This window comes from Noviherbaspirillum malthae (assembly GCF_015352985.1).
GTDB classification, from domain to species: domain Bacteria; phylum Pseudomonadota; class Gammaproteobacteria; order Burkholderiales; family Burkholderiaceae_D; genus Noviherbaspirillum; species Noviherbaspirillum malthae.
On the sequence record NZ_JACYXF010000009.1, the window covers coordinates 95,748 to 122,182 of the forward strand.

Sequence of the window (26,435 nt, forward strand, 5' to 3'; positions counted from 1 at the left end):
AGCCTGCCGGGGAAACCGGAGATGAAAATAAAAAAGCCGTTCAGTGAACGGCTTTTTGCTGGTGCAGATACAGACTTGCTGTAAGTGCCGAGACAAGATTACTTGATCTTGGTCTCTTTGTATTCCACGTGCTTGCGTGCCTTCGGGTCGAACTTCATGATCGACATTTTTTCCGGCATGGTGCGCTTGTTCTTCGTGGTGGTATAGAAGTGGCCGGTGCCAGCAGTGGACTCCAGCTTGATTTTGTCACGGTTAGATTTTGCCATGATAGTTTCCTAGTAATTTCCGCTTAGACTTTTTCGCCGCGGGCACGAAGATCGGCCAGCACAGCGTCGATGCCGATCTTGTCGATGATGCGCAGACCGGCGTTGGAGAGGCGAAGCGAAACCCAGCGGTTTTCGGATTCAACGAAGAAGCGGCGACGCTGCAGGTTCGGCAGGAAGCGACGCTTGGTCTTGTTGTTGGCATGGGAAACGTTGTTGCCGACCATCGGCCCTTTCCCGGTGACTTGGCAAACACGTGCCATGGCTTACTCCTTAAAATTATCCAAATTTGGAAAAACGAGAGTATATCCAGAAATATCTTCTTTTTCAATGACTTGCGAAAATTAACTGTGTCTCGCAATTTCGCGGAGATTTAACATTTTCCGGGCTACAAGTGCGGCTTTTAGAATTCCAAGGCTCGCTCAGATTTCGCCATGCTCCCGCAAAAGAGTACACCTGACTGCCGGCCACAACGAAGTGGTCCAGCAAGCGCACATCGATCAGGTTCAGCGCCTGCTTCAGGGTCTGGGTCAGAGCCCGGTCGGCATGGCTAGGTTCCGGCGTTCCCGAGGGATGGTTATGCGCAACGATGATGGCGGCGGCATTATGGGAGAGAGCCGCCTTCACGACTTCGCGGGGATACACGCTGGCCTGTGTCAGGCTGCCGCGAAATAATTCTTCCGCGTGAATGAGGCGGTTCTTCACATCCAGAAAGAGGGCGGCGAATGACTCATGAGGTTTCTTGGACAGCGTCAACTGCAGGTACTGCTTCACTGCCTGCGGCGATCCGAAAGCTTCCCCGTGTTTCAGCTCCTCGCCGATGGCGCGCCGCGCCAGTTCCAGGACGGCTTGGAGCTGCGCATATTTCGCTGGCCCCAAGCCGTTGACGAGGGAAAATTCGTCCAGCGAAGCGGTGAACAAGGCATGCAGGGAGCCGAAATGCTTGAGCATGTCGCGTCCCAGGTCAACCGCGCTTTTCCCGCTGACACCGACCCTGAGGAATACGGCAAGCAGTTCCGCATCCGACAGTTGCTGCGGCCCGTGACGTATCAGCCGTTCGCGCGGCCTCTGCTCTTCCGGCCAATGGTTGATTGCCATGGTGTGGTCGCCATCCTTGCTCTGTAAACAAAAACGGCAATTATAGTGGCTGAAGTTGAATAAAATGCAACTTCTTGCGATTTCGGGGATCATGGACCCGAGGAGTGCAACAGCACCGGCATCAGCCGAAAGAGAATCGTCGCTTACAATAGCGGGCTGACACCTGATTTTCGAATTCCCATGCAAACCTCCACCACACCAGTCGTCACCGAATCCGCCTACCTGACTCTGCATTACCGTCTTGCAGCGATGGATGGTACTAACATCGTTAGTACATTCGAAGAAAAGCCTGCGACCCTGCAGCTCGGTACCGGCCAGCTTGCACCCTTCCTCGAAGCTTGCCTGATCGGGCTGCCGGAAGGCGCGCATCAGACATTTGAACTGCCGCCCGAAAAGGCCTTCGGCCCGCGCAATCCGGAGCTCGTCCAGCATGTATCGCGCGCGACGCTGACCGAGAATTCCAACTTCGGCGAAGAATACGTGGTGGGTGATCTGGTTGAGTTTTCCGCGCCCAGCGGGGGCCGCTTTGCCGGCGTCCTGCGATCGATCGACGACGAAAGCGCCTTGTTCGATTTCAACCACCCCCTGGCCGGCCAGTCGGTAAAATTCGAAGTCAGGATCATCGGTATTCTTTGATGCTGCAGCTATTGCGGCATCACGGATAAGAACAACCATACGGATACAGACACTTCGGACACCCGGTTCCGGAGCATGCAGAGCTAGGGAAAATGGACAAGGAAATCTTGCTTGCACAGCCGCGCGGATTCTGCGCAGGCGTTGATCGCGCCATCGACATCGTTGAACGCGCGCTGGAGCAGTTCGGAGCGCCGATCTATGTCCGCCACGAGATCGTGCACAATGCCTATGTCGTGGACGATCTGCGCCGCAAGGGCGCCATCTTCATCGAAGAACTGGAATCCGTCCCGGAAGGCAATACCGTGATCTTTTCCGCCCATGGCGTATCCAAGGCGGTGCAAGCCGAGGCTGCGGCGCGCGGCTTGCGCATCTTCGATGCAACCTGTCCTCTCGTGACCAAGGTTCATGTCGAAGTCGCCAAGATGCGCAGGGAAGGGCGCGAAATCATCATGATCGGCCATGACGGCCATCCCGAGGTCGAAGGCACCATGGGGCAGGCCGACGAAGGCATGTATCTGGTGGAAACCGTCGCCGACGTCGAGTCCCTGCAGGTGCGCCATCCCGACATGCTGGCCTATGTCTCCCAGACGACGCTGTCCGTCGACGATACGGCCGACATCATTGCCGCCCTCAAGCGCAAGTTTCCCCTGATCGCAGAGCCCAAGAAGGGCGATATCTGCTACGCCACGACCAACCGTCAGGAAGCGGTCAAGTTCATGGCGCCCCAGGTCGACGTCGTCATCGTGGTCGGCAGCCCCAATAGCTCCAACTCCAACCGCCTGCGCGAAGTTGCTCAGAAAAAGGGCGCGAATGCCTACATGGTCGACAATGCCTCGCAAATCGATCCCGCATGGCTCGAAGGCGCGAGCCGCATCGGCGTGACCGCCGGCGCTTCGGCCCCGGAAGTGCTGGTGGAAGCAGTCATCAACCGTCTCAAGGCGCTCGGCGCCAAGAGTGTCAAGGCATTGGACGGCGTCGAGGAAAACGTCACGTTCCCTCTGCCGAAGGGTCTGACGGGAGCGCGGCCGTAACCATTTCGGCCGTGGTCTTTTTCTTCCGCGCTGTCCGGAATTTAATTCAGACCACCCACTTTTTTTCCATCGATTGTTTTCTACTTTCCTAGTTATTATTGCAGCCTGCGAGGATAGCAGGATGCAATCTGCCAAAAGCGACACGCCTGCCGCCTTCCCGGCACCTCCTACATTCTTCGCACTCTTGAAAATATCCAAAAAGTCTTCGCGTTTTTGGATATAACGTAAACATTCCTGCCATACTCCCGGCGGTTTACCGGCGCAATCCTTGAGAGATCGCCGGTGAGGCGATCAGGGACTGCGGGAATCCGGAGTTAGTAGAAGAAAGAGTCTATTTCTGTGCCTGATGTCGCTAAATAAAAACATTCAGGCACGATCCGGACATTTCTTTCTGGAACATGTTGGGTATAATGCCGCCCGATTCGGGTGGGCTCACAAGGCTGCATACAACTACAAAAAGTTTTTACCAGAGACAGGAACAGGAGACACGATCATGCACAAGACTTACGCCCCGGCCACTCGCAAGAACGCGGCATGCCTTATCCGATAAACACTGGGAATATCGAGCGGCACCCGAGAGGATCTCATCCGGGTGCCGTTTTTGTTATCTGAAAGGCCGTGCCGTATCGCAGATGAAATATGGCAGTGATGTTGTAAAACGATTTGAACGTTCCTTATAGAGAGTAGGCAAACTATGGATACCTTTATCCAACAAATCATCAATGGATTGGTGCTGGGCAGTATGTATGCGCTGGTCGCGCTTGGATACACGATGGTGTACGGCGTTCTCAACCTGATCAACTTCGCTCATGGCGACGTGCTGATGATCGGGGCGATGGTCGGCATCACGATTCTCAAGATCGTGCAATCGGTCGCCCCCGACCTGCCGGGCATCGTCAAACTGGGCATCGCCATCATCGGTGCCATCCCGGTTTGCATACTCGTGAACGTGATCATCGAACGGGTGGCCTACCGCCGCCTGCGCAACGCGCCGCGCCTGGCGCCGCTGATCACCGCGATCGGCGTATCGATCCTCCTGCAGACCTTCGCGATGATGATCTGGGGCCGTAACCCGATCCCGTTCCCGCAAGTGATGCCGGCCGAACCGTTCACCATCGGCGGCGCGCTGATTTCGCCGACTCAGGTCATGCTGCTCGTCCTGGCAACCGCCGCAATGCTTGCCCTGGTTCTCCTGGTCGAACGCACCCGGATGGGCCGCGCGATGCGGGCAACTGCGGAAAATCCGCGCGTCGCCGGCCTGATGGGCGTCGATTCCAACAAGGTCATCGTGATGACCTTCGCCATCGGCGCGGCACTGGCCGCGGTGGCCGGCGTGATGTGGGGCGCCAATTATGCGTCGGCGCAGTTCGCCATGGGCTTCGTTCCCGGCCTGAAAGCCTTCTCGGCTGCGGTTCTCGGCGGCATCGGCAACATCTACGGCGCGATGGTGGGCGGCATTCTGCTCGGCATTATCGAGAGCCTCGGCGCCGGTTACATCGGCGACCTGACCGGCGGTTTCCTCGGCAGCCACTACCAGGACATCTTTGCATTCGTCGTGCTTATCATCGTACTCACACTGCGTCCGTCCGGCATCATGGGTGAACGCGTTGCGGATCGTGCCTAAGCGTAAAGGAGAGATTCATGTCGACACTATTTGACGTCAAACACAATCCGCGCAAGGCCTACACCAGCTTTGCCATCCTCGGCATCGCGCTGATCGCCTTCCCGTTCATTGCATCGAACTTCGGCAATTCCTGGGTCCGCATCATGGACCTGGCGCTGCTCTACATCATGCTGGCGCTCGGTCTCAACATCGTGGTGGGGATGGCGGGCCTGCTCGACTTGGGCTACATCGCGTTCTACGCGCTCGGCGCCTACATGACCGGCCTCCTGGCATCGCCGCAGTTTGCCAGCGTGCTCGAATCCTTCGTCAACAACTATCCGGCGGTAGGCGAGGCCTTGCGATGGATAGTCGGCGAGGAGGCGGCGCAGAACGGCATCCACCTGTCGGTATGGCTGATCGTGCCGCTGGGCGCTGCTCTGGCAGCCTTCTTCGGCGCGCTGCTCGGCGCTCCGACGCTGAAACTGCGCGGCGACTACCTGGCCATCGTGACCCTGGGTTTCGGCGAGATCATCCGCATTTTCATGAACAACCTGAATGCGCCGGTCAATATCACGAACGGTCCGCAGGGCATCAACATGATCGACCCGATCCGCATCTTCGGCGTCTCGCTGGCCGGCGAACCCGGTTCGCGCGCCACCGTGTTCTTCGGAGAGTGGGGCATGCCGTCGGTCAATGCCTATTACTTCCTGTTCCTGTTCCTCTGCGCGGTCATCATCTTCATTTCGATTCGCCTGCAGCATTCGCGTCTCGGCCGTGCCTGGATTGCCATCCGCGAAGATGAAATCGCGGCCAAGGCAATGGGCATCAATACCCGCAACATCAAGCTGCTGGCGTTCGGCATGGGCGCATCCTTCGGCGGAATCGCCGGCGCGATGTTCGCCTCGTTCCAGGGCTTCGTCTCCCCCGAATCGTTCTCCCTGACCGAATCGATCGCCGTGCTGGCCATGGTGGTGCTGGGCGGTATCGGACACATCCCCGGCGTCGTGCTCGGCGGCGTGATCCTCGCCGCGTTGCCGGAAGTGCTGCGCCATGTGGTCGAGCCGGTGCAGCGCCAGCTGTTCGGCACCGTGCTGATCGATGCCGAAGTGCTGCGCCAGCTGCTCTACGGTCTGGCCATGGTCGTCATCATGCTCTACCGTCCGGAAGGCCTGTGGCCGTCGCCGAAGCATGAAGACCGGATGGATGCCAATGCCAAGAAGCGTCTGGACGAAAAAGAACCTACTGCGCTGGCTGCATAAGGAAAAACAATGAGCGAACAAGTCATTCTGAAGATTGCTGGCGTCAACAAGCGCTTTGGCGGCCTGCAGGCACTGTCGGACGTCAACATCAAGATCCTGAAGGGCCAGATCTACGGCCTGATCGGCCCCAACGGCGCCGGCAAGACCACGTTCTTCAACGTGATCACCGGTCTGTACCAGGCTGATACCGGCACGTTCGAGCTGGACGGCAAGCCGTATTCGCCTTCCGCGCCGCATGAAGTGGCGAAGGCGGGCATCGCGCGCACCTTCCAGAACATCCGCCTGTTCGGCGAGATGTCGGCGCTCGAGAACGTCATGGTAGGGCGCCATGTGCGCACCAAGCAGGGCGTGTTCGGCGCGGTGTTCCACCACAAGGCAGCCCGCGAAGAGGAAGCCGGAATCCGCCAGCGCGCAATGGAACTGCTCGACTTCGTCGGCATCGCCAAGTTTGCGCACCGCACCGCAAGGCATCTGTCGTACGGTGACCAGCGCCGCCTGGAAATTGCCCGTGCACTGGCGACCGACCCGCAGCTGCTGGCGCTCGATGAACCGGCGGCCGGCATGAATGCCACCGAAAAGCTGGCCCTGCGCGAACTGCTGGTCAAGATCAAGGCGGAAGGCAGGACCATCCTGCTGATCGAACATGATGTGAAACTGATGATGGGTCTCTGCGACCGCCTGACGGTGCTCGATTACGGCAAGCCGATTGCAGAAGGCTTGCCGGCCGAGGTGCAAAGCAACCCGGCTGTTATCGAGGCGTATCTGGGAGGAGGGCACTAATGAACGAAAACATCCTGAAGGTCAGCGGCCTGAAGATTGCCTACGGCGGCATCCAGGCAGTCAAGGGCGTTGACCTCGAAGTCAACAAGGGTGAACTGGTCACGCTGATCGGCGCCAACGGCGCCGGCAAGACCACCACGCTCAAGGCCATTACCAATACCCTGCCGGGCTGCCGGGTCGAAGGCCAGATCCAGTATTCCGGCCAGCCGATCCAGGGCACGACCTCGTTTTCGCTGGTAAAGAAGAACCTGGCCATGGTGCCGGAAGGCCGCGGCGTGTTCACCCGCATGACGATTCTCGAGAATCTGCTCATGGGCGCCTACATCCGCAATGACAAGGACGGCATCCAGGCGGATATCGACAAGTGGTTCGGAGTGTTCCCCCGCCTGAAGGAGCGTGCCAACCAGTTGGCGGGCACATTGTCCGGCGGCGAACAGCAGATGCTGGCCATGGCGCGCGCGCTGATGAGCCATCCGAAGCTGCTGCTGCTGGACGAGCCGTCGATGGGTCTGTCGCCGATCATGGTCGAGAAGATCTTTGAAGTCGTGCGCAACGTATCGGCGCAGGGCGTGACCATCCTCCTGGTGGAGCAGAACGCGAAACTGGCATTGCAGGCTGCACACCGCGGCTATGTGATGGAATCGGGCCTGATCACCATGAGCGGCAATGCCGGCGACATGCTCGACGATCCCAAGGTCAAGGCAGCCTATCTCGGCGAAGGCTGACCGAGCCGGAGCCAAGCGAAAGCCTTTCGGATTTCGCATATCGAAAACCGCCTTGCCGGCATTGTCGGCAAGGCGGTTTTCATTTGCGGGGCATGCTTCGGGCGAGGCAAATACCTGCCAAGCCAATCATTGGCATAGGTGGCATAATTTAAGGCCGTTTCATATTGCTATCTTTTCGGCGCAATGGCGCAGGCAGGTTTGCAGGAAAATCTGCGCCGGGCTGCGGTGAAACCGTTCATGCCCCATAAGCCCGGACAAGAGACCAAAAACCCCTTAGGAGACCGATAATGCAGTTCGTGATTCCCCAACCCGCCGTTGCCGCCGTACCCGTCGCAGGCAGCGATGCCGTCTTTCCCGTGCATCGCATCTATTGCGTCGGCCGCAACTACGTCGAGCATGCAAAGGAAATGGGCGGCACAGGCAGGGAAGCGCCTTTCTTCTTCATGAAACCGGCCGATGCGGTATTGCCGGTACTGCCGGGCACGACCGGTGAAATGCCTTACCCCAGCATGACCAGCGATCTGCATCATGAGATCGAGCTTGTCGTTGCGATCGGTAAAGGCGGCAGGAACATTGCCGCTGCCGATGCGAAGCAGCACATCTGGGGCTATGCCGTCGGTCTCGACATGACTCGCCGCGACCTGCAGGGCGAAGCCAAGAAGACCGGCCGCCCATGGTCGACCGGCAAGGGCTTCGATCATTCCGCGCCGATCGGCCCCATCGTTCCCGCCGCACAGGCCGGCGATGTCGAAAAGGCGAAGATCAGTCTGCAGGTCAACGGCGCCGCGCGCCAGAACAGCAGCATCGAGAAGCTGATCTGGAATATCGGCGAAACGATCGAACACCTGTCGAAATACTTCGTGCTGCAGCCCGGCGATCTCATCTTCACCGGCACGCCGGAAGGCGTGGCCGCGGTGAAGCAGGGCGATCTTCTCGAGGGTGCGATCAACGGCATCGGCGAGCTCAAGGTCAAGGTCGTCTGAACGCGTGAGAGCTTGGTCGGCTTTGTGCGCACGGGCGCCGGGAGGGCAGCATGCAGCTCTATAGTTACTTTCGCAGTTCCGCATCCTACCGGGTGCGGATCGCACTGAACCTGAAAGGTCTCGCCTTCGAGACCGTGCCGGTGCATCTGCTCAGGAGCGGCGGAGAGCAGCTGACGCCCGAATTCCGCAGGCTCAATGCCGACGGACTCGTGCCGGTGCTGATCGACGATAACGGCGAGCAGCCGGCTGCGCTCACCCAGTCGCTCGCCATCATCGAGTACCTGGAAGAAATGCATCCTTCGCCAGCACTCTTGCCTGACAACCCGGGCGATCGGGCCCATGTGCGCAGCCTTGCCCTGTCGATCGCCTGCGATATTCATCCACTGAACAATCTGCGCGTGCTGCGTTATCTGGTGCGCAACCTGAAAGTCGGCGAGGAAGACAAGAACGGCTGGTATCGCCATTGGTGCGAGCAGGGCCTCGCTGCATTGGAGCGTACCCTGGCAAACGATGCGCGTACCGGACGATTCTGCTTCGGCAACACGCCGGGTCTCGCCGATTGCTGCCTCGTGCCGCAGATCGCGAATGCGCAGCGGCTCGACTGCGATCTGTCCAACATGCCGACCATCATGCGCATCAATGACGCTTGCCAGGCCCTCGATGCATTTGCCGATGCGGCTCCGGCAAAACAGCCTGACGCGGAATAGGCAATCAATGGCAAATGGCAAATGGCAAATGGCAAATGGCAAATGGCAAATGGCAAATGGCAAATGGCAAATGGCAGAGGCTGGCGGAGCGCGGCTCCGCCTCCGCGAAATCAGCGTCCGCCGCTCACTGAGCGCTTGGCTTCAGCCAGGTCGTTCTGCAGATTGGAGCGCGCTTCCTTCATGCATCCGCTGCGCTCGCCGCTTTGCATCTTCCTGCATTCGGCAAGCGCTTCCTGGTAGGCCGCATTCGCCTCTTTCCTGGAAGTCTGGTATTGCGCCTGCGGAGTCTTGTCTTCAATGAGCTGCCTGGACTCGGCGCGGCTCATTGCATCGGTTGCGGCGTGTGTCGGCAGGAATGGCAGGCTGCCGGCAATCAACATCAAGCCTGCGATGCGTTTCATGATCGATTGCATGGCGATCTCCTTTATGCGGACTTCCTGCGAAATCAAATGAAAGGCGCAGCACCGCAACAGGCATGCAATGTCGACAGCAGCCTGCCGCGGCAAGTATTGCACTTGCCTTTCGATTGTCTGCATGAAATTTAATCAGTAGAGAAAAGTTCTTGCAGATCAGGGACATAGCCTGACCATCCCATGCTTATCCACAGGATTGGCCACAAGGGCTGTGGGCAAACGAATCAAGTCAGGTTGCCTCTACCCGGCATGGCCGGCCGGTCGAGTTCTGACCTGGTATCAGCCGAGTGAATCCGCTTCAGGGAAGCGACGGAGGAATAATCAGTTTTCCCAGCAAGCTCCTTCGCATGGCCATTTCCGACATGGCTTGTACCGACTCGTCGCTGCCATCCGCTTCGCCAAGCGGATTCTGGCCAGGGAGATTTTCTTCATCGCCATTGCTGGGCAACACGTCGTTGTTAAGACTGGACATGGGTATCTCTGGTGGGTAGGTGTAATGGGAACCATCGTACCGCTGTAATCACTCATTAATGTTGAGATTGCTCATTCGCGTCCGGCTCTGTAAAGCGCCTGATCGCCGGCATGTGAAAGCGCAACGACAGCAGCCATCCTTGATGCTTGAATGATTCAGATAATAAGACCCGGGAGGAAGCATATGCTGGCAGCACTGGTTTCCCTGATTGCAATGGTAGGCGGCGCCCTTGTCATTACCGCCTGTCTTGATGCACTGCTGCAGCTCGAAGACTGCAAAAACGAAGAATGATTTTGACTTCACAGAGCCATTTGAGCAGACACAGCAATATCGGCTTTATTGATTGATTGACCACAAGGGCCGAAGGTGATGGCGGGTTATACATGTCATATAGACAACGCTGGACCACACAGGAGCCGAAATGAGCGTCACCATGCCCGATTTTGATACCCTGGTTTCCCTTCACAAACAGGACCCGGAAGCGCTTGAAACCTTCCGCCGTCATCTGCTGAGGGAGGCCGTCGATTCCGCACCGCCCGCCCATCGTCCCGCACTTGAAAAACTGCTGGAACGAATCGAAACGGCACGCAGTTCCGCAGCCAGTCCCATCGAAGCGGCAAGCATTGCCTTCCACATGATGCGCGATTCGGTCAACGAACTCCACGCCACATGGGACCAGGCCATGCAGGAACTCGCGCAGCTGCAGACTTCCCTGCTCATCGAGCGCCTGCGACGTTAAAGACTTCAGCATGCTCCAGGATTGATGGAAGAGGTCTGGCAAACAATCCGGTCGGAATTCTCCGATCTGCCCGATATCGCGGAAGTGACGCGCGTGCTCACGCGGATGCTGGTTGCCATTCTCCTTGGCGCGGCAATAGGCATGGAACGGGAACTGAGAGGAACAGGGGCGGGGCTGCGCACGCATATGCTGGTTGCGCTGGGCGCAGCGTTGTTCGTCCTCGTTCCTCTGCAGGCCGGCATGGAAGTCGCCGATCTCAGCCGCGTGCTGCAGGGCCTGATTTCGGGTATCGGCTTTCTTGGTGCCGGCGCCATCATCAAGCTCTCGCATGAGCACGAGATTCGCGGGTTGACGACGGCCGCGACCGTCTGGCTGACGGCGGCAATCGGCGTCGCGGCAGGCATGGGGCGCGAGCTGACGGCCGTCCTCAGCACGCTGCTGGCCTTGTGCATATTGGCCCTGTCGTACGGCAGGAAGCAGGATCATTAATTCCGATGCGGGGGTTTAAATCAGGCCGCCTGCATCCGCTCGAAGAGAGCAATGCCGTAGTGCGTGTTTGGATGAAGCGAAATTCGCAGAATAACCCTGCAAAAGGAAAAACCGGCGCTTGGCCGGCTTTTTACATAGATGGGAAACCCCTTTCGCATCTACGCAGGAAATTGGTGCTGGAATGTTTCAGAACCCCCAGCTCGGGTGCAAACGGCTTCTTCCTCTGAGGTCTGCTCATATGGAAAAGCCCGAGTGACATCATAGTAGTTGGGGAAAGTTACGCCGAGATGACGCGGCAAAAGAAAAAACCGGCGCTCGCCGGTTTGTTTGCTGGAATTGAAATAGGGTCGCCGCACAGGTTACAAACAGAATGCGAACAAGAGCGAGCGGTCGATACCTTCAAAAGGTCACAAACAAGGACCGCTCATCCTTGATTGGCTTGTAATTTTGGTGGAGACGGCGGGAATCGAACCCGCGTCCAGAAGCCCTCTACAGACAGTTCTACATACTTAGTGCAGCCTACTGGTTTTGACCCTGCCAACGCGGACGCACGCGCTTCAACAAGGCGAGTCACCTATTTTTAACGTTACGCCAAGTGACCCGACGCAACGCGATTCCTTGTGAATGACTCTACCGCTGTTGCCAGCCCGCCCCAAGGACAAGACGGTGTAGAGCTAGAAAGTTATTAAGTTCCTAGAGGATTACGCTGCGAGAGCGTAAGTTTCATCGTTTGCATTTAAGCATTTCCGGTTGGATTTACGAGGTGACCAGCCCTCGGTATGCCCTGCGCTGCTTTGTAACCCCTGTCGAAACCAGGTCGTCCCCAAAACAGAACTGCTATTGTACTTCACAAGATGGGGAATGCAGGGATGAATTCAAGAGCTCTTTTGAATTAGCCCAAGCAGTTCCTGCGGCGATTGAGCAATGGCATCGGCCAGCCATTCCACCGGCTCCTGATGACCGCAATAACCCCAGGCGGCGGCAATGGTAGTCATGCCGGCGGCACGCCCGGCCTGTATGTCGCGCAGGTCGTCACCGACATACCAGCATTGCCCGGGCGGAATATCCAGGCGCCGGGCGGCTTCCAGCAGCGGTTCGGGATGGGGCTTGGAATGCGGCGTCGTATCGCCCGCGATCACGCAGCCGACATGCTCAAGCTTGAGTTCGGGGACAAGCTTGTGGGTGAACCTGCCAGCCTTGTTGGTGACAATGCCCCAGGCGATGTCCTGTTCGGCCAGCGAGGCAAGCAAGGCATCCATGCCGTCGAAAAGGCGGGACTCAACCGCGATCGCCGCTTCATAGGCGTCGAGGAAGGCGATGCGAAGCTCTTCAAACCCTTCGTCTGCAGGCTTGAGTCCGAAAGAGGCGCCGATCAATCCGCGCGCTCCGGCGGAGGCGACCGGACGCAGCGTTTCATAAGGCGTGGGCGGCAAACCGCGCGCGGCTCTGACGCGGTTCATTGCTCCTGCCAGATCCGGGGCCGTGTCGGCAAGCGTGCCGTCAAGATCGAAAAGGACAGCACGGGGAAACGGTAATGACATTCTCTAGCTTTCTTTCATTCGATGGCCTGCATCCTGCAATGTGAACTGCAGACAACGCTATTCGGCAAACCCTTGAAGCATGTCCGAGCCCGCGTTGGAATCGGCATGCGGGTGGCTTTGTCGATGCGAATCTCAGGCAGGGCGGGAACAGGCGACCAGGTAATTGACATCGGTGTCCTGGTTCAGGGAATAGACCTTGGTCAGGGGGTTGTAACCCATGCCTTTCAGACCATCGACCGTCAATCCGGCATTGCGTGCGAACTGGGCAAGTTCGGCCGGCGTGATGAACTTGGCATAGTCGTGCGTTCCCTTGGGCAGCAGGCGCAGCACATACTCAGCGCCGATCACAGCAAAGAGATAGCTCTTGGGATTGCGATTGATCGTCGAGAAAAAGACATGGCCGCCCGGCTTGACCAGTGCCGCGCATGCTCTTACGACGGCAGCAGGGTCGGGCACATGTTCAAGCATTTCCATGCAGGTGACGACATCGTAGCGCCCCGCTTCGCGTGCAGCGAGATCTTCGGCCGAGACGAGTTCGTAACGAACCTGCACTCCGGATTCCAGGCTATGCAGGTCGGCAACCTTGAGCGCTTTTTCGGACAGGTCTATGCCGGTAACGTTGGCACCCTTGCGAGCCATGGACTCGGCAAGTATGCCGCCGCCGCAGCCGATATCGACGACTGCCTTGCCGGCGAGCGGGGCGCGGGCATTGATCCATTCCAGGCGCAGCGGATTGATTTCGTGCAACGGACGGAATTCGGAAGTAGGGTCCCACCAGCGATGCGCAAGATCGCTGAATTTTTGCAATTCTAAAGGGTCGGCGTTCATGGCTGAATGATAGCGGGAATCACAGTGCTGCGCTGCCGGCCAAACAGGTTCGTGCCGGGTGAAATGTCAGCGCAGGTGATGCAGCACAAGTCGTGCACAAACAAAAAACCCCGCCATGGGGCGGGGTTGTGCAGCAAGTGAATCGATTAGCGGTTGCGTGTGCCGACCACTTCGATTTCCACGCGGCGGTTCTTGGCGCGGCCGGCGGCGGTCTTGTTGTCAGCAACAGGCTGCTTCTCGCCTTTGCCTTCAGTGTAGACGCGGTTGGCTTCAACGCCCTTGGAAACCAGGTATGCCTTCACAGCTTCAGCGCGGCGGACGGACAGTTTCTGGTTGTAGCTGTCGGTACCGACGGAGTCAGTGTGGCCGACGGCGATCACGACTTCGAGGTTCATGCCCTGGAGCTTGGATGCGAGGTCGTCCAGCTTGGCCTTGCCGTCCGGCTTCAGGACTGCCTTGTCGAAGTCGAAGAAGGTGTCGGCAGCAAAGGTGACTTTTTCGGAAGTGGGTGCCGGTGCCGGAGCCGGTGCGGGAGCCGGAGCCGGTGCAGGAGCCGGTGCGGGAGCAGCAGCAGGTTTTGCAATTTCGCCATCGCAACCCGGAACGGCATCAGCCGGTGTCCAGGTGCCTGTACGCCAGCACAGACCAAACGGGTCACGAGCGATGACGCCGCGGCTGTCCTGCAGATAGGCGCTGTTCGGTGTGCGGGCCTGAATATCTTGCTGGGCCGATGCAGAGAACGAAACAACTGCGGACGCAGCAAAGACGAGTGCTAATTTATTCATATTTTTCCTCTTGGTTGAGATATCCGCAGATTAACTGCGCAACAAGTACCACTTCTTATAAACAAACTTCCGGTCCCTATTAGATCATCTTTTTTCTAAGGTTGTTCAGCTGCAATGATCTTTAGTTAACTACATTTTGCCATAGGCGAGCGAAACATCGATTGTTGCCAAATCAATGCCTTCGCGATTTTAACGGCTCGTTGGGTTTTTGCAACGGACTATTAAAATTTGGTGGTGTATTCTCATTGATTTACCGAAAAAATCACTACTTGTTGCCGTTTGTAGCTATTTGGCGATGCCTCGGATTTCAATGACAACACGGCGGTCGGGAGCCAGGCATTCGACCAAGGCACGGCGCGGCAAGCTGTTCGCGCACGATGCCGTCGGCTGAGTTTCGCCGAGCCCCCTTGTTTCTATTTCTGCAAAATTCCCCTTGTTTTTCAGATGCTCGGCCACTGCGCCGGCGCGTCTCTCGGAAAGTTTCTGGTTGTATTGAGGTGTCCCCAGCCGGTCAGCGTGGCCAAAAACGGTCAGCTGGTCAATTCTGGAGCATGCCGCCAGCCTGCCGACAACTTGTTCATCGAGGCGTCTGCGGGCGGATTGGCTGAGGACAGCCTTGTTGAAGCCGAAAATCTCGTCATTGGCGAGCGTCACCGTAAAGTCGCATGGAACAGGCGCTACTGGTGCCTGAGTTACTGGAGGCGGCACCAGCGCGGGCAACAGAGGCTCGGGAGCGGTCGGATTGGCAACCGGAGGCGTCAGCTGGCCGTCGCATCCGATGAGGGCGTCGCCCGGCGTCCATGTGCCGCTGCGCCAGCAGAGTCCGAAAGGACTGCGCACCACGATCCCCCGGCTATCCTGCAGATAGGCGCCGTCGCCCTGTCTGGCCTGCACATCGGTCATGGTCTGCGCGAGCGCAGGCGGCATGGCGATGCTGAGGGCGACGATGTGAGCAAGACGCTTGACCATAGACGTAACGAGTTCCTGCAAATCTGTTTGCAAGCAAGAAATTAACTATTTGCAACATTCAATTTAAACACATTTTCTCTGCTTCGTCCTGCACAGGATCAAACCCCGGCAGAAAACTCCCTGGCAAGCAGCATGCTTCGGGTGTGGGTGCTGTCAGCATGGTAAAATTCGGGGTTTGGCATCGTGTTTTCCGTTCGGATGCCAAGACAAGATAAACAGCTCATCACGCATAGACAGGCTTGCCCGCCAATGGATCAATTCGCCAAAGAGACTATTCCGATTTCCCTCGAAGAAGAGATGCGCAAGAGCTATCTCGATTACGCGATGAGCGTGATCGTGGGCCGTGCGCTTCCCGACGTGCGTGATGGCCTGAAGCCAGTGCACCGACGCGTGCTGTATGCCATGCACGAGACGAACAATGTCTGGAATCGGCCCTATGTGAAATGCGCCCGCGTCGTCGGCGAGGTCATGGGTAAATACCATCCCCACGGCGACCAGGCGATCTACGATACGCTGGTGCGCATGGCGCAGGACTTCTCCCTGCGTTATACCTTGGTCGACGGGCAGGGCAATTTCGGCTCGGTGGACGGCGACAATGCCGCGGCGATGCGATACACCGAGTGCCGCCTAGACAAGATTTCTAGCGAGCTGTTGGCCGACATCGAAAAGGAAACAGTCGATTTCGTTCCCAACTACGACGGCAAGGAAAAGGAACCCTCCGTTCTGCCGACGCGCATTCCCAACCTGCTGATCAACGGCTCGTCCGGTATCGCGGTGGGCATGGCGACCAATATTCCGCCTCACAACATTACCGAAGTTATCGACGGCGCCCTGCATGTACTGCGCAATCCGGAATGCAGCGTCGATGAGCTGATCGAGGTCATTCCCGCGCCCGACTTCCCGACCGCCGGCATCATCTACGGCGTCTCCGGCGTGCGCGACGGCTATCGTACCGGCCGCGGCCGCGTCGTCATGCGGGCCAAGACGCATTTCGAGGAATTCGGCAAGGACAGCCGCACCGCCATCATCGTCGACGAGCTGCCGTATCAGGTCAACAAGAAGTCCCTGCTCGAGCGTATCGCCGAGCTGGTGCGCGACAAGAAGCTGGAAGGCATCTCCGATATCCGGGATGAATCCGACAAGTCGGGCATGCGCGTGGTCATCGAACTCAAGCGCGGCGAAGTGCCGGAAGTGGTGCTGAACAACCTCTACAAGCAGACCCAGCTGCAGGACACCTTCGGCATGAACATGGTCGCGCTCGTTGACGGCCAGCCCAAGCTGCTGAATCTCAAGCAGATGCTGGAGTGCTTCCTGTCGCACCGCCGCGAAGTGGTGACGCGCCGCACCGTGTTCGAACTGCGCAAGGCGCGCGAGCGCGGCCACGTGCTGGAAGGCCTGGCGGTCGCCCTGGCGAACATCGACGATTTCATCGCCATCATCAAGGCGGCACCGACGCCGCCGATCGCGAAGTCCGAATTGATGGCGCGTTCCTGGGATTCTTCGCTGGTGCGCGAAATGCTCACGCGCGCAAGCGGAGAGAATCCGGGCGGCATCGACGCATTCCGGCCCGAAAACCTGCCCAAGCATTACGGCATCCAGTCCGACGGCCTGTACAAGCTGTCCGACGATCAGGCCCAGGAAATCCTGCAGATGCGCCTGCAGCGCCTCACCGGCCTGGAGCAGGACAAGATCGTCAATGAATACAAGGAAGTCATGGCGCAGATCGCCGATCTGCTCGACATCCTCGCCAAGCCCGAGCGCGTGACCGCCATCATCGTCGACGAGCTGACTTCCGCCCGCAACGAGTACGGCGAAGGCAGCAAGGATGTGCGCCGTTCGCAGATCGAGCTGAATGCGACCGATCTCGGCACCGAGGACCTGATCACGCCGCAGGACATGGTGGTGACCTTGTCCCACTCCGGCTACATGAAATCCCAGCCGGTGTCCGAATACCGCGCCCAGAAGCGCGGCGGACGCGGCAAGCAGGCGATGGCGACCAAGGAAGATGACTGGATCGACCAGATCTTCATCGCCAATACGCATGATTACATCCTCTGCTTCTCCAACCGCGGCCGCCTGTACTGGCTGAAGGTCTGGGAAGTGCCGCAGGGCTCCCGCAATTCGCGCGGCAAGCCGATCGTGAACATGTTCCCGCTGCAGGACGGCGAGAAGATCACGGTGGTGCTGCCGCTGTCGGGCGACAACCGGACTTTCCCGGAAGACCGCTACGTATTCATGTCGACCAGCCTGGGCACCGTGAAGAAGACGCCGCTGATCGAATTCAGCAATCCGCGCAAGGCAGGCATCATCGCCGTGGACCTGGATGAAGGCGACTTCCTCATCGGCGCGGCATTGACCGACGGCAAGCATGACGTGATGCTGTTCTCCGATTCCGGCAAGGCCGTGCGCTTCGACGAGAACGATGTCCGTCCGATGGGCCGCAATGCCCGCGGCGTGCGCGGCATGAGCCTGGAAGAAGGGCAGCAGGTCATTGCGCTGCTGGTGGCCGAAAACGAGCAGCAGTCGGTGCTGACCGCGACCGAGAACGGCTTCGGCAAGCGTACGCCGATCACCGAGTACACCCGTCATGGACGCGGCACCAAGGGCATGATCGCCATCCAGACCAGCGAGCGCAACGGCAAGGTCGTGGCTGCCACCCTGGTGGAACCGAATGATGAAATCATGCTGATCACTACCGGCGGCGTGCTGATCCGCACCCGCGTTGCCGAAATCCGCGAAATGGGACGCGCCACGCAAGGGGTGACCCTGATTGCCGTCGAAGACGGCACCAAGCTGTCCGGCCTGCAGCGCATCGTGGAATCGGATGTCGAGGAAGACAACGGCAACGGCGAGGCGGAGGAAGCATGACGCGCGTGTTCAATTTCTCCGCCGGCCCTGCGGTCCTGCCGCAGGAAGTCCTGCAGCAGGCGGCCGAGGAAATGCTCGACTGGCACGGCAGCGGCATGTCGGTGATGGAAATGAGCCATCGCGGCAAGGAATTCATTTCCATCTACGAAGCCGCAGAGCGCGATCTGCGCGAGCTTCTCGGTGTTCCGGGCAATTACAAAATCCTGTTCCTGCAGGGCGGCGGCATCGGTGAAAACGCCATCGTGCCGCTGAACCTGGTGGGCAGGAAGTCGCAGCCTGCGGTGGTGGATTTCATCAACACCGGTTCCTGGTCGAGCAAGTCGATCAAGGAAGCAAGGAAATATGCCCAGGTGAACGTCGCCGCTTCGTCCGAGGCGCAGAAATTCACCAGCATCCCGCCGCGCGAGAGCTGGAAGCTGTCCAAAAACGCCGCCTATGTGCACATCTGCACGAACGAGACCATCGACGGCGTCGAATTCCAGTACACGCCCGATGTCGCCGCCGACACGGACGGCGCGCCGCTGGTGGCCGACATGTCGTCGCACATCCTGTCGCGCGAAATCGATGTGTCCAGGTATGGCGTGATCTTCGGCGGGGCGCAGAAGAACATCGGCCCGGCGGGCTTGACGCTGGTCATCGTGCGCGACGACCTGATCGGACATGCATTGCCGATCTGTCCTTCAGCCTTCGACTGGAAACTCGTCGCGGACAACAATTCGATGTACAACACGCCGCCGACCTATGCCATCTATATCGCCGGTCTGGTGTTCCAGTGGCTGAAGCGGCAGGGCGGCATCAAGGCGATGGAGCAGCGCAATATCGCCAAGGCGGCGCTGCTGTACGACTATCTTGATTCAACCGGCTTCTACGGCAACAACATTGCAAAAGAATGCCGGTCACGCATGAACGTACCGTTTTTCCTGAAAGACGAGTCGTTGAATGACGCGTTCCTCGCCGGCGCGAAGGAACGCAACCTGCTGCAGCTGAAAGGCCACAAGTCGGTCGGCGGCATGCGGGCATCGATCTACAATGCGATGCCCGTCGAGGGAGTGCAGGCGCTAGTCGATTATTTGAAGGACTTCGAAAAGAAGCACGGCTAACCTCGTTCCGGCAAGGTCCGCCGTCCTGCATGCTGTCTGCGCGCGGCATCGCAGGGCCCGGTCCTGCCGGCATGACCTCATTGACTATGACGGACGATAAACTCAAACCTCTTCGCGAGCAGATCGATGCGATCGATGCTCAATTGCTCGACCTGCTGAATCGCCGCGCGCGCGTCGCGCAGGAAGTGGGCCACGTCAAGGCCGAAACCAATGCGCCCGTGTTTCGCCCGGAACGCGAGGCCCAGGTGCTGCGCAAGGTGGCCGACAGCAATTCCGGGCCGCTGGCCAGCCAGGATGTCCAGACCATCTTCCGGGAAATCATGTCGTCCTGCCGCGCACTGGAAAGGCGCGTGACAGTCGCCTACCTGGGGCCGGCCGGCACCTTCAGCGAACAGGCCGTCTACCGCCAGTTCGGACGCGCAGTGGAAGGCCTGCCCTGCGCCACCATCGATGAAGTCTTCCGCGCAGCGGAAGCGGGCACGGCGGATTTCGGCGTCGTGCCGGTGGAAAATTCCTCCGAAGGCGCCATCAACCGCACGCTGGACCTGCTGCTGCAGACTACCCTGAGCATCAGCGGCGAGCTGTCCATTCCCATTCACCACAGCCTGATGACCAAGTCCGGCTCGATGGAAGGCGTGACCCGCATCTGCGCGCATTCGCAGGCGCTTGCGCAATGCCAGGCATGGCTGAACCAGCAGTATCCGAACATCGAGCGGCAGGCGGTGGCATCCAACGGCGAAGCCGCGCGCCTGGCCAGCGAAGATCCGACCATGGCGGCCATCGCCGGCGAGATCGCCGGGCAGCGCTACAACCTTGGCATCGTCAAGGCGCATGTTCAGGACGATCCTCACAACCGCACGCGTTTTGCGGTGATCGGCCGTCTGCAGCCGGGCCCGAGCGGCAAGGACCAGACATCGCTGGTGCTCGCCGTGCCCAACAAGGCCGGCGCCGTGGTCAACCTGCTGGCGCCGCTGGCCAAGCACAGCGTGTCGATGACCCGGTTCGAGTCGCGTCCTGCGCGCATCGGTACCTGGGAATATTACTTTTACGTCGATGTGGAAGGGCATGCGGAAGAGCCGAAGGTGACTGCCGCGCTGGCCGAGCTGCGCCAGAACGCCGCCTTCTTCAAGGTGCTCGGGTCCTATCCCTTCACGCTCGACTGATTTTCTGCCGGGGCCCAGGCAGCGTCATGCCTGAGCCCCGCCTTCGGTTCGTCCCTCCTGCAATACTTTGGAAACTGCCCATGTCCATTCAATTCGGCCCTGACTATGTTCGCGCGATTGCTCCTTACCAGGGCGGCAAGCCCATTGCGGAAGTGGCGAGGGAATTCGGCCTCGACGAAGCGAAAATCGTCAAGCTTGCCTCCAACGAGAATCCCCTCGGCATGCCGGAATCGGCAAGGCAGGCGATGCTTGCCGCCATGGGCGAGCTGGGGCGTTACCCGGATTCCAACGGTTTCGAGCTGAAGCAGACCATCACCGCGAAATACGGCGTGCCGTCGGAATGGGTCACGCTCGGCAACGGCAGCAACGATATCCTGGAGCTCGCCGCCCATGCCTTCGTCCAGCCCGGCCAGGCGGTGGTGTATGCGCAGTATTCATTCGCCGTGTATGCGCTTGCTACCCAGGCGGTCGGCGGCCGGGCGGCTGTCGTGCCTGCGAAGAACTACGGGCATGACCTCGATGCCATGCTGCAGGCAGTGACTGCCGATACCCGCCTGGTATTCATCGCCAATCCCAACAACCCCACCGGCACCTTCATTCCCGCAGACGAGATCGCAGCCTTTCTCAGCAAGGTGCCCTCGCATGTGGTGGTCGTGCTCGACGAGGCCTACAACGAATACCTCGCGCCGGAGCTGCAATACGATTCCATTGCCTGGGTCCGTCAATATCCGAACCTGCTGGTCTCGCGTACCCTGTCCAAGGCCTACGGTCTTGCCGGGCTGCGCATCGGCTTCGGCATCGCGCAGCCGGGCATCACCGATCTGCTCAACCGCATCCGCCAGCCGTTCAACGTGAATTCCATGGCGCAGGCGGCGGCCATCGCCGCGCTCAACGACAGTGAGTTCCTGAGCAGGAGCGCGCAGATCAACGCCGACGGCTACAAGCAGCTGACGCAGGCGTTTGCGCAGATGGATCTCGAGTATGTGTCGTCGTACGGAAACTTCGTCCTGTTCCGTGCCGGCAGCGACGATGGCGCCGGAGCCCGTGTCAATCTTGAACTGCTCAAGCGCGGCATCATCGTCCGTCCGGTCGGCAATTACGGCATGCCGCAATGGCTGCGCGTGTCCATCGGCCTGCCGGAAGAGAATGCGGCTTTCATCGCCGCGCTCAAGGAAGTGCTTGCCTGATTTCATCGATCCATCGTTCTAGCAACTGTCGTGTTCAAGAAAATTTCTATTTTTGGCGTCGGCCTGATCGGCGGCTCGTTTGCTCTCGCGCTCAAGCGCGCTGGCGTGGTCACTGAAATCGTGGGCGTCGGAAGGCGTCTGGAAACGCTGGAGCGCGCGAAGCAGCTCGGCATCATCGACAAGGCCTGCATCTCCGTCGAGGAAGCCGTCAGCGGCGCCGACCTGATCCTGGTGGCTGCGCCCGTGGCGCAGACGGAAGCCATTCTTGCTTCCATCGCGCCGCATCTGCAGCCCGCTACGGTCGTCACTGATGCCGGCAGTACCAAGAGCGACGTGGTCGAAGCGGCGCGCAAGGCGCTCGGTCCAAAGATTGCGCAATTCGTGCCTGGCCATCCGATCGCCGGCCGCGAGCAGAATGGGCCGGACGCAGCCATCGTCGACCTGTACGCAGGCAAGAAAGTGGTGTTGGCGACGCTGCCGGAAAACAGCGCCGATGACGTGGAACGGGTGGCGAGCGCGTGGAAGCAATGCGGCGCGATCATCCACCGGCTTACCGCGGAAGAGCATGACAAGGTATTCGCAGCGGTCAGCCACCTGCCTCATCTGCTGGCGTATGCTCTGGTCGACGACATTGCGCGCAAGCCGCATGCCGACTTGCTGTTCCAGTATGCCGCCAGCGGTTTCCGCGACTTCACCCGCATCGCCGGTTCCTCTCCGGAAATGTGGCGCGACATCACGCTGGCCAACCAGCCGGCGCTGCTGTCCGAACTGGACTCCTACCTGGAACAACTTGCCGGCCTGCGGGCTCTACTTGCTGAGCGAAACGGGAGCGCCATCGAGGCTGTCTATGCCAATGCGCAACGTGCCCGCCACCAATGGATTGCCACGATCGAGGCGGCCGAGAAGCAAAACAAACAAGGCGGCGACTAATGAAACACTATCCTCATCATCTCGATCTCAAGCCTGCATTGCGTGCCCAGGGAAACGTGCGGCTGCCGGGCTCCAAAAGCATATCCAACCGCACCTTGCTGCTGGCGGCCCTCGCCGGCGGCACGACACGCATTCACGATCTGCTGGCCTCCGACGATACCCACGTCATGCTGATGGCGCTGCAAAAGCTGGGCGTGCGCTGGGAGCAGGTCGGTGAATCGCAGGAGTACATCGTTCACGGCGTGGACGGGGTTTTGCCCGTGCACCAGGCCGATTTGTTCATGGGCAACGCAGGCACCGCAATCCGTCCCTTGACGGCTGCCCTGGCGGCCATCGGCGGCGACTATACCCTGCATGGCGTGTCGCGCATGCATGAAAGGCCGATCGGCGATCTCGTCGATGCATTGAACGCCGCCGGCATGCGCATCGAATACACCGGCCAGCCCGGCTATCCGCCTTTGCATATCCGGCGCGGGCAGATTCAGACGCGCCGCATGTCGGTCAAGGGCAATGTGTCGAGCCAGTTCCTGACCGCGCTGCTGATGGCCGCGCCGCTCATGGCCCGCGACGAGGCCGTCGTCATCGATGTGGTCGGCGAATTGATCTCCAAGCCCTATATCGAGATCACGCTGAACCTGATGAAGCGTTTCGGCGTCGCCGTCGAGCGTGACGGCTGGCAGTCGTTCACCGTCGCCGCAGGCCAGCATTACACCAGTCCGGGCAGCATTCATGTGGAAGGCGATGCATCGTCCGCCTCGTACTTCCTCGCTGCCGGCGCAATCGCCGGCGGACCGGTGCGGGTGGAGGGCGTCGGCCGCGACAGCATCCAGGGCGACGTGCGTTTCGTGCAGTCCCTGGAGCAGATGGGCGCGACGATCACGATGGGCGACAACTGGATCGAAGCCCGCTCGAACGGCGTGCTCAAGGCCATCGACGCCGATTTCAACCATATTCCGGATGCCGCAATGACAATTGCCGTTGCGGCCCTGTATGCAGACGGCGTCAGCACGCTGCGCAATATCGGAAGCTGGCGCGTCAAGGAAACCGACCGCCTGAGCGCCATGGCGACCGAACTGCGCAAGCTCGGCGCGACGGTGGAAGAGGGAAGCGACTATCTGCGCGTCACGCCGCCCGAACAAATGTCTCCCGCAAGCATCGATACCTATGACGACCACCGGATGGCGATGTGCTTCTCGCTCGCTTCCCTGGATGGAGCGGCTCGGCGCGGCACTCAGGTTCGCATCATGGATCCGAAGTGCGTTGCCAAAACCTTTCCGGACTATTTCGAAGCCTTTGCCATGGTGACACGTGGCGACCTGATTTGACTGACAATCTACGATGCAGCATTCCCAACCGATCCCAGTCATTACCATCGACGGCCCGACCGCCTCGGGCAAGGGCACCGTCGCCCATCGCGTGGCGCTGCAGCTGCGTTTCCATTACCTCGATTCAGGCGCGTTGTACCGGCTGACCGCACTGTCGGCGCTGCGTCACAAGATATCCCTCACCGACGAGCATGCCTTGTCCAAGCTCGCCGAACGGCTGCAATGCCGTTTCGAAGGCGACCAGATCTGGCTGTCCCAGGAAAACGTTACGGCGGCGATACGTGCCGAGGAAGTCGGCAATACCGCATCTCGGATCGCTGTCCTGCCGATGCTGCGCCGTGCGCTCGTGGGACTGCAGCACGGGTTCCGGGTGGCCCCCGGCCTGGTCGCCGACGGCCGTGACATGGGCACGGTTATTTTCCCGAATGCAAACCTCAAGGTTTTCCTGACCGCAAGCGTCGAGGCCCGCGCCGAACGGCGTTATAAGCAATTGATTGACAAAGGTTTTCCTGCTAATATGGACGACCTTCTCAAGGATTTGAGGGAGCGGGATGCGCGTGATTCAAATCGTGCCGTCGCCCCATTGAAACCGGCGGAAGGCGCGCACATATTGGACACTTCAGACATGACGGCCGATCAGGCGGTCGAGCAGGTGCTCCGGTGGTACGCTGCCGTAAGGAAGCACGCGTAGAAGTCGTACGCTGGTTTCCCGAAGTTCGAAGTCGTTGTCCGATTGGTGCCCGGCTTGGCGCAAGGCCTTGGCGGGTGTTGATTAACTTAACCCAGATGATCGTCATGTCGACGATTGCTGGCTAACCCATTTCTATCTATGTCTACAGCGCAACAAGAATCAACCGGTATGGAAAGCTTTGCAGCCCTGTTCGAGGAGTCCCTTTCCCGTCAGGACATGCGTTCCGGTGAGGTTATTTCGGCTGAAGTCGTTCGTCTCGACCACAACTTCGTGATCGTCAACGCCGGCCTGAAATCCGAAGCTTTCATCCCCGTCGAAGAATTCAAGAACGACAACGGCGAACTCGAAGTCCAGGTTGGCGACTTCATCACCGTTGCGATCGAATCGCTGGAAAACGGTTTCGGCGACACTATCCTGTCGCGCGACAAGGCCAAGCGTCTGGCATCGTGGCTCTCGCTGGAAAAGGCGATGGAGTCTGGCGAGATCGTCACAGGCACCGTCAACGGCAAGGTCAAGGGCGGTCTGACAGTCCTGACCAACGGCATCCGTGCATTCCTCCCGGGTTCGCTGGTCGACACCCGTCCGGTCAAGGACACCACGCCGTACGAAGGCAAGACCATGGAATTCAAGGTCATCAAGCTCGACCGCAAGCGCAACAACGTTGTGCTGTCGCGCCGCGCCGTCATCGAGGCATCGATGGGCGAAGAGCGTGCGAAGCTGATGGAAACCCTGAAGGAAGGTACTGTCGTTACCGGTATCGTCAAGAACATCACCGACTACGGTGCGTTCGTTGACCTCGGTGGCATCGACGGCCTGCTGCACATCACCGACCTCGCATGGCGCCGTGTGCGTCATCCGTCGGAAGTGCTGTCCGTCGGCCAGGAAATCACTGCCAAGGTCCTCAAGTACGATCAGGAAAAGAACCGCGTTTCACTGGGTGTCAAGCAGCTGGGCGACGACCCGTGGACTGGTCTGTCCCGCCGCTACCCGCAAGGCACACGCCTGTTCGGCAAGGTTACCAACCTGACCGACTACGGTGCATTCGTTGAAGTCGAGCAGGGCATCGAAGGCCTGGTCCACGTTTCCGAAATGGACTGGACCAACAAGAACGTGGCGCCGAACAAGGTTGTCCAACTGGGCGACGAAGTCGAAGTCATGGTTCTGGAAATCGACGAAGAGCGTCGTCGTATCTCCCTCGGCATGAAGCAGTGCAAGCCGAATCCCTGGGACGATTTCGCGATGTCGCACAAGAAGGGCGACAAGGTCAAGGGCGCGATCAAGTCGATCACCGACTTCGGCGTGTTCATTGGCCTGCCGGGCAACATCGATGGTCTGGTTCACCTGTCCGACCTGTCCTGGACCGAAGCTGGCGAAGAAGCCGTTCGCAAGTTCAAGAAAGGCGATGAGCTGGAAGCCGTTGTTCTGGCGATCGACGTCGAGCGTGAGCGCGTTTCGCTGGGCGTCAAGCAGCTCGAAGGCGATCCGTTCAACAACTTCGCTGCTCTGAATGACAAGGGCGCAGTCGTGTCCGGTACCGTCAAGTCGGTTGAGCCGAAGGGCGCCGTGATCCAGTTGTCCGACGAAGTCGAAGGCTATCTGCGCGCTTCCGAAATCTCCCGCGATCGCGTGGAGGATGCCGGTACGCACCTAAAGGTCGGCGACAAGGTCGAAGCTCTCGTGATCAATATCGATCGCAAGGCACGCAGCATCCAGCTGTCGATCAAGGCGAAGGACAATGCCGATACACAGGAAGCCATGCAGAAGATGTCGGCTGACTCCAATGCAGCTTCGGGCACAACCAGCCTGGGCGCACTGCTGAAGGCAAAACTCGACAACAAGCAGTAAGCATC

The 26,435-nt window shown here is 59.2% G+C and carries 26 protein-coding genes, 1 other RNA gene and 1 pseudogene; 18 read left to right on the top strand and 10 right to left on the bottom strand.

Translation table 11 applies throughout. From position 1 onward, the window contains the following. Window positions 1–98 precede the first annotated feature (98 nt). The 3 genes and pseudogenes from rpmG to radC form a co-directional block, all read right to left on the bottom strand. Window positions 99–266, bottom strand: coding sequence for a 50S ribosomal protein L33 (gene rpmG, locus IGW03_RS14340; RefSeq protein WP_088708878.1), 168 nt, complete (start codon window positions 264–266; stop codon window positions 99–101). A 23-nt stretch (window positions 267–289) separates the two neighbouring features. Further along, window positions 290–526 carry a 50S ribosomal protein L28 gene (gene rpmB / locus IGW03_RS14345; protein WP_194723248.1) on the bottom strand — a complete coding sequence of 79 codons (237 nt, stop codon included), beginning with the start codon at window positions 524–526 and terminating at the stop codon, window positions 290–292. Window positions 527–685: 159 nt separating this feature from the next. Then, a pseudogene (gene radC, locus IGW03_RS14350) lies at window positions 686–1,361 on the bottom strand (RadC family protein). 180 nt (window positions 1,362–1,541) lie between these two features. Between radC and IGW03_RS14355 the strand changes: the two are divergent. From IGW03_RS14355 to maiA, 8 genes are all read left to right on the top strand, one after another. Beyond that, a complete protein-coding gene (locus tag IGW03_RS14355) occupies window positions 1,542–1,997 on the top strand; it encodes an FKBP-type peptidyl-prolyl cis-trans isomerase (protein WP_194723249.1) in 456 nt (151 codons plus the stop codon). A gap of 92 nt (window positions 1,998–2,089) precedes the next feature. Next, entirely contained in the window at window positions 2,090–3,028 is a 939-nt protein-coding gene (gene ispH, locus IGW03_RS14360; protein WP_194723250.1) for a 4-hydroxy-3-methylbut-2-enyl diphosphate reductase, read from the top strand. Between the two features lie 694 nt (window positions 3,029–3,722). Then, complete coding sequence (locus IGW03_RS14365; protein ID WP_194723251.1) at window positions 3,723–4,652, top strand: branched-chain amino acid ABC transporter permease; 930 nt, start codon at window positions 3,723–3,725, stop codon at window positions 4,650–4,652. Window positions 4,653–4,669: 17 nt separating this feature from the next. After that, window positions 4,670–5,890 (top strand): ABC transporter permease subunit, encoded by a 1,221-nt coding sequence (locus IGW03_RS14370; RefSeq protein ID WP_194723252.1) that lies wholly within the window; start codon window positions 4,670–4,672, stop codon window positions 5,888–5,890. Window positions 5,891–5,899: 9 nt separating this feature from the next. Continuing rightward, entirely contained in the window at window positions 5,900–6,670 is a 771-nt protein-coding gene (locus tag IGW03_RS14375; protein WP_194723253.1) for an ABC transporter ATP-binding protein, read from the top strand. Then, window positions 6,670–7,395: an ABC transporter ATP-binding protein gene (locus IGW03_RS14380; RefSeq protein ID WP_194723254.1), complete on the top strand. Its 726-nt coding sequence runs from the start codon at window positions 6,670–6,672 to the stop codon at window positions 7,393–7,395. Before IGW03_RS14375 ends, IGW03_RS14380 begins: the two co-directional genes overlap by 1 nt. A gap of 287 nt (window positions 7,396–7,682) precedes the next feature. Further along, window positions 7,683–8,378: a fumarylacetoacetate hydrolase family protein gene (locus IGW03_RS14385; protein WP_194723255.1), complete on the top strand. Its 696-nt coding sequence runs from the start codon at window positions 7,683–7,685 to the stop codon at window positions 8,376–8,378. Window positions 8,379–8,428: 50 nt separating this feature from the next. After that, on the top strand, window positions 8,429–9,085 hold the full coding sequence (gene maiA / locus IGW03_RS14390) for a maleylacetoacetate isomerase (protein ID WP_194723256.1): 657 nt from the start codon (window positions 8,429–8,431) through the stop codon (window positions 9,083–9,085). 110 nt (window positions 9,086–9,195) lie between these two features. Here the strand turns inward: maiA and IGW03_RS14395 are convergent, their stop codons facing one another. Then, complete coding sequence (locus IGW03_RS14395; RefSeq protein ID WP_194723257.1) at window positions 9,196–9,498, bottom strand: hypothetical protein; 303 nt, start codon at window positions 9,496–9,498, stop codon at window positions 9,196–9,198. A 298-nt stretch (window positions 9,499–9,796) separates the two neighbouring features. Then, window positions 9,797–9,970, bottom strand: coding sequence for a hypothetical protein (locus IGW03_RS14400; RefSeq protein WP_194723258.1), 174 nt, complete (start codon window positions 9,968–9,970; stop codon window positions 9,797–9,799). 421 nt (window positions 9,971–10,391) lie between these two features. Between IGW03_RS14400 and IGW03_RS14405 the strand changes: the two genes are divergently transcribed. Together IGW03_RS14405 and IGW03_RS14410 are read left to right on the top strand one after the other, a co-directional pair. Next, window positions 10,392–10,709 (top strand): DUF3135 domain-containing protein, encoded by a 318-nt coding sequence (locus IGW03_RS14405; protein ID WP_194723259.1) that lies wholly within the window; start codon window positions 10,392–10,394, stop codon window positions 10,707–10,709. Between the two features lie 24 nt (window positions 10,710–10,733). Continuing rightward, window positions 10,734–11,198, top strand: coding sequence for an MgtC/SapB family protein (locus IGW03_RS14410; RefSeq protein ID WP_194723260.1), 465 nt, complete (start codon window positions 10,734–10,736; stop codon window positions 11,196–11,198). A gap of 448 nt (window positions 11,199–11,646) precedes the next feature. Here the strand turns inward: IGW03_RS14410 and ssrA are convergent. From ssrA to IGW03_RS14435, 5 genes are all read right to left on the bottom strand, one after another. Next, window positions 11,647–12,023: a transfer-messenger RNA gene (gene ssrA, locus IGW03_RS14415) on the bottom strand. Window positions 12,024–12,073: 50 nt separating this feature from the next. Further along, complete coding sequence (locus IGW03_RS14420; RefSeq protein ID WP_194723261.1) at window positions 12,074–12,739, bottom strand: HAD family hydrolase; 666 nt, start codon at window positions 12,737–12,739, stop codon at window positions 12,074–12,076. Window positions 12,740–12,871: 132 nt separating this feature from the next. Continuing rightward, window positions 12,872–13,567, bottom strand: a complete 696-nt coding sequence (gene ubiG / locus IGW03_RS14425; RefSeq protein WP_194723262.1) for a bifunctional 2-polyprenyl-6-hydroxyphenol methylase/3-demethylubiquinol 3-O-methyltransferase UbiG — start codon at window positions 13,565–13,567, stop codon at window positions 12,872–12,874. A gap of 146 nt (window positions 13,568–13,713) precedes the next feature. After that, entirely contained in the window at window positions 13,714–14,352 is a 639-nt protein-coding gene (gene ompA / locus IGW03_RS14430; RefSeq protein WP_194723263.1) for an outer membrane protein OmpA, read from the bottom strand. A gap of 285 nt (window positions 14,353–14,637) precedes the next feature. Then, the gene (locus IGW03_RS14435; protein ID WP_194723264.1) at window positions 14,638–15,321 is read right to left on the bottom strand and encodes an OmpA family protein; all 684 of its coding nucleotides are present in this window, start codon (window positions 15,319–15,321) and stop codon (window positions 14,638–14,640) included. 249 nt (window positions 15,322–15,570) lie between these two features. Between IGW03_RS14435 and gyrA the strand changes: the two genes are divergently transcribed. From gyrA to rpsA, 8 genes are all read left to right on the top strand, one after another. Then, window positions 15,571–18,189: a DNA gyrase subunit A gene (gene gyrA, locus IGW03_RS14440; RefSeq protein WP_194723265.1), complete on the top strand. Its 2,619-nt coding sequence runs from the start codon at window positions 15,571–15,573 to the stop codon at window positions 18,187–18,189. Further along, window positions 18,186–19,289, top strand: a complete 1,104-nt coding sequence (serC, locus tag IGW03_RS14445; RefSeq protein WP_194723266.1) for a 3-phosphoserine/phosphohydroxythreonine transaminase — start codon at window positions 18,186–18,188, stop codon at window positions 19,287–19,289. Before gyrA ends, serC begins: the two co-directional genes overlap by 4 nt. Before the next feature lie 86 nt (window positions 19,290–19,375). Then, window positions 19,376–20,452 (top strand): prephenate dehydratase, encoded by a 1,077-nt coding sequence (pheA, locus tag IGW03_RS14450; RefSeq protein WP_194723267.1) that lies wholly within the window; start codon window positions 19,376–19,378, stop codon window positions 20,450–20,452. Between the two features lie 80 nt (window positions 20,453–20,532). Further along, window positions 20,533–21,639, top strand: a complete 1,107-nt coding sequence (hisC, locus tag IGW03_RS14455) for a histidinol-phosphate transaminase (RefSeq protein WP_194723268.1) — start codon at window positions 20,533–20,535, stop codon at window positions 21,637–21,639. 30 nt (window positions 21,640–21,669) lie between these two features. Next, complete coding sequence (locus IGW03_RS14460) at window positions 21,670–22,569, top strand: prephenate dehydrogenase (protein ID WP_194723269.1); 900 nt, start codon at window positions 21,670–21,672, stop codon at window positions 22,567–22,569. Beyond that, window positions 22,569–23,894, top strand: coding sequence for a 3-phosphoshikimate 1-carboxyvinyltransferase (aroA, locus tag IGW03_RS14465; RefSeq protein ID WP_194723270.1), 1,326 nt, complete (start codon window positions 22,569–22,571; stop codon window positions 23,892–23,894). Before IGW03_RS14460 ends, aroA begins: the two co-directional genes overlap by 1 nt. Window positions 23,895–23,907: 13 nt before the next feature. After that, the gene (gene cmk, locus IGW03_RS14470; RefSeq protein WP_194723271.1) at window positions 23,908–24,585 is read left to right on the top strand and encodes a (d)CMP kinase; all 678 of its coding nucleotides are present in this window, start codon (window positions 23,908–23,910) and stop codon (window positions 24,583–24,585) included. A gap of 138 nt (window positions 24,586–24,723) precedes the next feature. Further along, the gene (rpsA, locus tag IGW03_RS14475; protein WP_194723272.1) at window positions 24,724–26,430 is read left to right on the top strand and encodes a 30S ribosomal protein S1; all 1,707 of its coding nucleotides are present in this window, start codon (window positions 24,724–24,726) and stop codon (window positions 26,428–26,430) included. Window positions 26,431–26,435: the final 5 nt, after the last annotated feature.

Coding starts and splice junctions, on each gene's coding strand:
- IGW03_RS14355 (WP_194723249.1), top strand. CDS start 1,542: ATGCAAACCTCCACCACACCAGTCGTCACCGAATCCGCCTACCTGACT.
- pheA (WP_194723267.1), top strand. CDS start 19,376: ATGACGGACGATAAACTCAAACCTCTTCGCGAGCAGATCGATGCGATC.
- IGW03_RS14410 (WP_194723260.1), top strand. CDS start 10,734: ATGGAAGAGGTCTGGCAAACAATCCGGTCGGAATTCTCCGATCTGCCC.
- aroA (WP_194723270.1), top strand. CDS start 22,569: ATGAAACACTATCCTCATCATCTCGATCTCAAGCCTGCATTGCGTGCC.
- cmk (WP_194723271.1), top strand. CDS start 23,908: ATGCAGCATTCCCAACCGATCCCAGTCATTACCATCGACGGCCCGACC.
- maiA (WP_194723256.1), top strand. CDS start 8,429: ATGCAGCTCTATAGTTACTTTCGCAGTTCCGCATCCTACCGGGTGCGG.
- IGW03_RS14370 (WP_194723252.1), top strand. CDS start 4,670: ATGTCGACACTATTTGACGTCAAACACAATCCGCGCAAGGCCTACACC.
- ispH (WP_194723250.1), top strand. CDS start 2,090: ATGGACAAGGAAATCTTGCTTGCACAGCCGCGCGGATTCTGCGCAGGC.
- gyrA (WP_194723265.1), top strand. CDS start 15,571: ATGGATCAATTCGCCAAAGAGACTATTCCGATTTCCCTCGAAGAAGAG.
- IGW03_RS14420 (WP_194723261.1), bottom strand. CDS start 12,739: ATGTCATTACCGTTTCCCCGTGCTGTCCTTTTCGATCTTGACGGCACG.
- IGW03_RS14375 (WP_194723253.1), top strand. CDS start 5,900: ATGAGCGAACAAGTCATTCTGAAGATTGCTGGCGTCAACAAGCGCTTT.
- IGW03_RS14405 (WP_194723259.1), top strand. CDS start 10,392: ATGAGCGTCACCATGCCCGATTTTGATACCCTGGTTTCCCTTCACAAA.
- ompA (WP_194723263.1), bottom strand. CDS start 14,352: ATGAATAAATTAGCACTCGTCTTTGCTGCGTCCGCAGTTGTTTCGTTC.
- rpsA (WP_194723272.1), top strand. CDS start 24,724: ATGTCTACAGCGCAACAAGAATCAACCGGTATGGAAAGCTTTGCAGCC.
- hisC (WP_194723268.1), top strand. CDS start 20,533: ATGTCCATTCAATTCGGCCCTGACTATGTTCGCGCGATTGCTCCTTAC.
- IGW03_RS14395 (WP_194723257.1), bottom strand. CDS start 9,498: ATGCAATCGATCATGAAACGCATCGCAGGCTTGATGTTGATTGCCGGC.
- serC (WP_194723266.1), top strand. CDS start 18,186: ATGACGCGCGTGTTCAATTTCTCCGCCGGCCCTGCGGTCCTGCCGCAG.
- IGW03_RS14365 (WP_194723251.1), top strand. CDS start 3,723: ATGGATACCTTTATCCAACAAATCATCAATGGATTGGTGCTGGGCAGT.
- IGW03_RS14400 (WP_194723258.1), bottom strand. CDS start 9,970: ATGTCCAGTCTTAACAACGACGTGTTGCCCAGCAATGGCGATGAAGAA.
- ubiG (WP_194723262.1), bottom strand. CDS start 13,567: ATGAACGCCGACCCTTTAGAATTGCAAAAATTCAGCGATCTTGCGCAT.
- IGW03_RS14435 (WP_194723264.1), bottom strand. CDS start 15,321: ATGGTCAAGCGTCTTGCTCACATCGTCGCCCTCAGCATCGCCATGCCG.
- IGW03_RS14385 (WP_194723255.1), top strand. CDS start 7,683: ATGCAGTTCGTGATTCCCCAACCCGCCGTTGCCGCCGTACCCGTCGCA.
- IGW03_RS14380 (WP_194723254.1), top strand. CDS start 6,670: ATGAACGAAAACATCCTGAAGGTCAGCGGCCTGAAGATTGCCTACGGC.
- rpmG (WP_088708878.1), bottom strand. CDS start 266: ATGGCAAAATCTAACCGTGACAAAATCAAGCTGGAGTCCACTGCTGGC.
- rpmB (WP_194723248.1), bottom strand. CDS start 526: ATGGCACGTGTTTGCCAAGTCACCGGGAAAGGGCCGATGGTCGGCAAC.